4 protein-coding genes and 1 pseudogene are annotated in these 3657 nt (G+C 45.7%); all 5 read left to right on the top strand.

The annotated features are described in order from the left end of the window. Nucleotides 1–275, top strand: a pseudogene (locus BMZ51_RS24210) (IS5 family transposase); the annotation flags it as partial. A gap of 392 nt (nt 276–667) precedes the next feature. Beyond that, nucleotides 668–1135 carry a hypothetical protein gene (locus tag BMZ51_RS23315; RefSeq protein WP_068008545.1) on the top strand — a complete coding sequence of 156 codons (468 nt, stop codon included), beginning with the start codon at nt 668–670 and terminating at the stop codon, nt 1133–1135. Then, nucleotides 1132–1980, top strand: a complete 849-nt coding sequence (locus BMZ51_RS23310; RefSeq protein WP_068008549.1) for a DUF6445 family protein — start codon at nt 1132–1134, stop codon at nt 1978–1980. Before BMZ51_RS23315 ends, BMZ51_RS23310 begins: the two co-directional genes overlap by 4 nt. Before the next feature lie 13 nt (nt 1981–1993). Beyond that, complete coding sequence (locus BMZ51_RS23305) at nt 1994–2536, top strand: DinB family protein (RefSeq protein WP_068008551.1); 543 nt, start codon at nt 1994–1996, stop codon at nt 2534–2536. 16 nt (nt 2537–2552) lie between these two features. Then, on the top strand, nt 2553–3146 hold the full coding sequence (locus BMZ51_RS23300) for a DUF6875 domain-containing protein (protein WP_068008553.1): 594 nt from the start codon (nt 2553–2555) through the stop codon (nt 3144–3146). Nucleotides 3147–3657: the final 511 nt, after the last annotated feature.

The raw sequence follows: 3657 nt of genomic DNA, 5'->3' as shown, positions 1-3657 counted from the left end.
CAGCTGTTTTAAGTCCTGAGGCTGACCGGAATCCGTCATCGCGAGATAAACATATTCTTGCGATCAAAGACAAAGGGCGCCTCGGCTGGCAAAAACAAACAGGCTACAATCAGCGCTCGCGAATTGAAACCCAGATGGGACGCTGGAAACAGGTCATCGGCAACAAACTGAAGGCACGCACCTTTAACAATCAGAGGACCGAAACAAAGATTGGCGTTCGCATACTCAACACAATAACCGAACTCGGCAGGCCCGCGTTCGAAGCAATCTCATGACCTGAATTGACGGGTTTGGGAGTTCTGTAAGCTATTCACGCCCCCTGCAACAAGGCGCCATCGATCTCCCTACAGCGGTTTTTGGTGATCCTGCTGTGGCTGAGGAGTGAAAAATATTCAAATCTAAAACTTCGATTACTTAAGTGGGCTGCGCCTCATAGGCGCTAACTTAAGAGATTAAATTTGGGAAGCTGCGGGAGTTTTAAGACCAACGATCTTGTTCATAGTTGCATACCTACTATTCGGTCTAGCTGCACGCAATTCTAGTCCATTGCCCACATTACTACTGCCTGTTTGCAGGAGTTGATCTTAGATCTTCATCATGACACGCTCCATGTTGGTATTTACATATTTTGCAGCACATTAATTTACAAATTCTCAGGAGAAGCGTGATGCCGCACGGGATTCAACTGAATGCAAAGGCCGAATTACAAAAGGTGTTCAAATTAGCCGCCAGAGGCATACACATAGAGATGTTCTCGGAGTTTATTGATGCGGCCTGGCATGAGCTGTTGGAAAATCAAAAAGAGTACGAAAAGTTTAGTATAAGTTCATGCGGCTTCATTGTTCCGCACACTGAGGGATCAGGCAAGGGGACGGTGAACTTCGTCGAGGCGTATGAGCGCGAGTTTGGACCACTCCCTGATTTGTGGTTTGCATCCATAAGTGGTGATATCAACGTGGGCGCGCTGAGCCACTATCGAGATACAGGTGAAGTAGTTGCTTCATGGACTTGTTCGGCAACCCATAATTGCATCGCAATCTTTCCCCGGGTCGAGGAACCGGATGAGAGTTACCTAGATAAGAAGCCGTCTAAAAAGGTTCCAACAGTTGATAAGCCTAGCAAAGAGAAAAAATGATGTCGCTCGCTTCGCAGAGGGTTTCTGAAGACGAAGGAACTAGGCTTAGTGCGCCGGCATCAAACTCAGATTGTCCGTTTTCGCTCAACCTGTTCAACACAAAAGACGAAACGCAAGCTACCTATTTCGATATCGACGGAGAACCGTTGATCGTCTTCGACGACTTTTACGCTGATCCAGCCGCAATCCGCAAATTGGCATTAGAACTAAACTATGATCTCAGTCATTCCAACAGGCAGTACAAAAACTATCCTGGCGAGCGTGCTCTGATCTCAGTATCTGCAAGAAACGCGGAAAAGAGGCTTGTCGACGCCATAACAAAACACTTGCCTCGATACTCCTTCATAAAGAACTATATCAAGCGGCCAGTCGTCTTTACAAAAATCAACATATCACAAATTGATAAGTCTAACCAAAAACAGAAAATACCGCACATTGATGACGACTGCGTTCTGGTCGCCGTTTGTTACCTAGAGCATGACTCTCAAGACGTTGGTGGCGGAACTTTTTTCTACAGGCACAGAGAAACTGGCTTGTGTCACATCCCAACACTTCCCGATGCAAACATCAGTAAAAAGATGCGGGATTGCGGTTATAACCCGACGAAGGATGGCGAATATCAGAGGTTCATCTCCAAAGAAGTCCTAAACGTAGACGGCGTAATTAGCGGAACCGGAATAGATCACGATACAGATATTTGGAAGGTGGAAATGAAGGTAGGATATCGGTTTAACCGGTGTGTCGTATTTTCCAGCAGGTTACTTCACAGTCCAGTGTTTGATTGTAGATCAAATTCAATATCCAAAAACAGACTAACTCAAAACTTCTTTTTCCAGCCCGCTTGAAACGGAGGAAATAATGACAAGCCCATCCAAAGTCATAATGCGCTCATTAGATCAGAGTGGAACCAAACTCAGATCACTCAGCGAGAGTATGTCCGATGACGAATTTTTTGCCGAGGATCAGACCGGTATGTCGGTTGCTTGGCATTATTGCCATTTGCTGAGCTTGGAAGATTGGACGGTAAATCGTGTTATTCTTGAAGGGAAACCCAAATTACCGTTTGAATTTCGTGACGCGTTCCGTGGTGGGAGGCCAATTACGGACCAAGATAGAGGGTTGTTTCCAACCAAGTTAAAACTCGAGAGTGACTTCAGCCGAACTAGAGAAAGTTCGCTACTTGTATTGAGTAAGTTTGATGATTCAAACTGGAATAGAAGTACTCCAAATGACTGTAGGTTTGCTACGTTGGGAGATGTTTGGGAAAATCTTGCCAACGACTCGTGGTGGCATATCGGTTATGTCGCTGCTACCGTTCCGCGATGTGTTGGTTCTTTGCAGGCAACAATGAAGCCTAGATTCTATTCTACCGACCTAGACGATATAAACCTCTCAAATTAGACAAATCATTTGATCGATGCTGGATTTTCTCGACAAAGTCGAACACTACTACGGAGATATGGCCAGACTCTGCCCATACTTACGCCGGTCTTTTGATGCAGGTGAAATGGAGACAAAGGCAGAATTAATTTCTGGTGCTAACGCTTACCGTGCCACTGAGGAAGTATACACAAAGTGTTTTCGCGCTGCGTTAGATACAATTAGTAGAGGTCGTGACGGTCAAACCTACCCATGCACGAATATTTTTCTTATTCTCCCAGTAGGCCTGCAGGAAGAGCAGAGCACAAATGCTATATTGAGTATTGCGCATTCGTTGTTGCGAACAACCTTTACCTCCCATAGTCTTTTGTTTGGGAAATTTTGGGAAAACCAAGATGTTCAAATGGGGAAGTATGCTCCTCCTCCTGCTCCTTTTATTTCGATCCGGCAAGGAGTTGAGGTTCGAGATGAACGGTTTTTTTTGGATTGTGATCACATGCTTCCTGAATTTCGATCATCCTTTTCTAATTGGTCTGCGTTACCGGACCTGCCTGTCGGACTTCAGCTCACACAATTAATCTGGAATGAAGTAAGCAGAGCGCAAAGCGATAGGGTCGCAAAATTATCCTAATCCATTGAATGTATTACAGAATACTACTACTCTGGAGACGGTGAAGTAAAGTTGCGTGAAGCTAGACCGGATAGTAGGTTTGGCAAACAAGTACGAGATCGTTGGTGCTAAAACTCCCGCAGATTCCGCAATTTAATCCCTTAAGTTAGCCCCCATCAGGGCGCAAGCCCGCAAGCAAACAAGAGCATCCTTGCCTCAACTGATTACGGCAGAAGGGAAAGAGTGAGGTGCGAACCGCACGAAGAACAGTTACCGGAGGGCAGAGACAAACCATCTAAGACACCTAACTAAGCTTAGGGTGCGGTGGCTTTGGAAGAGACAACGTGCCCAAGGCGCGTTAACTGGCCTGCCCCTTTAGGGTGAGCGATAATTTCGGGTGGAAAGCGATGGCGTTTGTAACTGATCGGAGCACAAGTGGTAATCCCCCCGCTAATTGATCGAGTTCAAAAGTAGAGATATTGTCACCTCATATTGAGGACTGATTTTATGAAGAAATCTCGTTTCAGCGATA

The organism is Pseudovibrio axinellae (genome assembly GCF_900110875.1).
In the GTDB taxonomy this organism is placed as follows: domain Bacteria; phylum Pseudomonadota; class Alphaproteobacteria; order Rhizobiales; family Stappiaceae; genus Pseudovibrio; species Pseudovibrio axinellae.
Note: the sequence above shows the minus strand (reverse complement) of the source record. Positions and strands in the feature narration are given on the sequence as shown.

What these genes read in the sequence shown, in the direction of transcription:
- BMZ51_RS23315 (WP_068008545.1), top strand. Translation starts at nt 668, where the DNA reads ATGCCGCACGGGATTCAACTGAATGCAAAGGCCGAATTACAAAAGGTG.
- BMZ51_RS23310 (WP_068008549.1), top strand. Translation starts at nt 1,132, where the DNA reads ATGATGTCGCTCGCTTCGCAGAGGGTTTCTGAAGACGAAGGAACTAGG.
- BMZ51_RS23305 (WP_068008551.1), top strand. Translation starts at nt 1,994, where the DNA reads ATGACAAGCCCATCCAAAGTCATAATGCGCTCATTAGATCAGAGTGGA.
- BMZ51_RS23300 (WP_068008553.1), top strand. Translation starts at nt 2,553, where the DNA reads ATGCTGGATTTTCTCGACAAAGTCGAACACTACTACGGAGATATGGCC.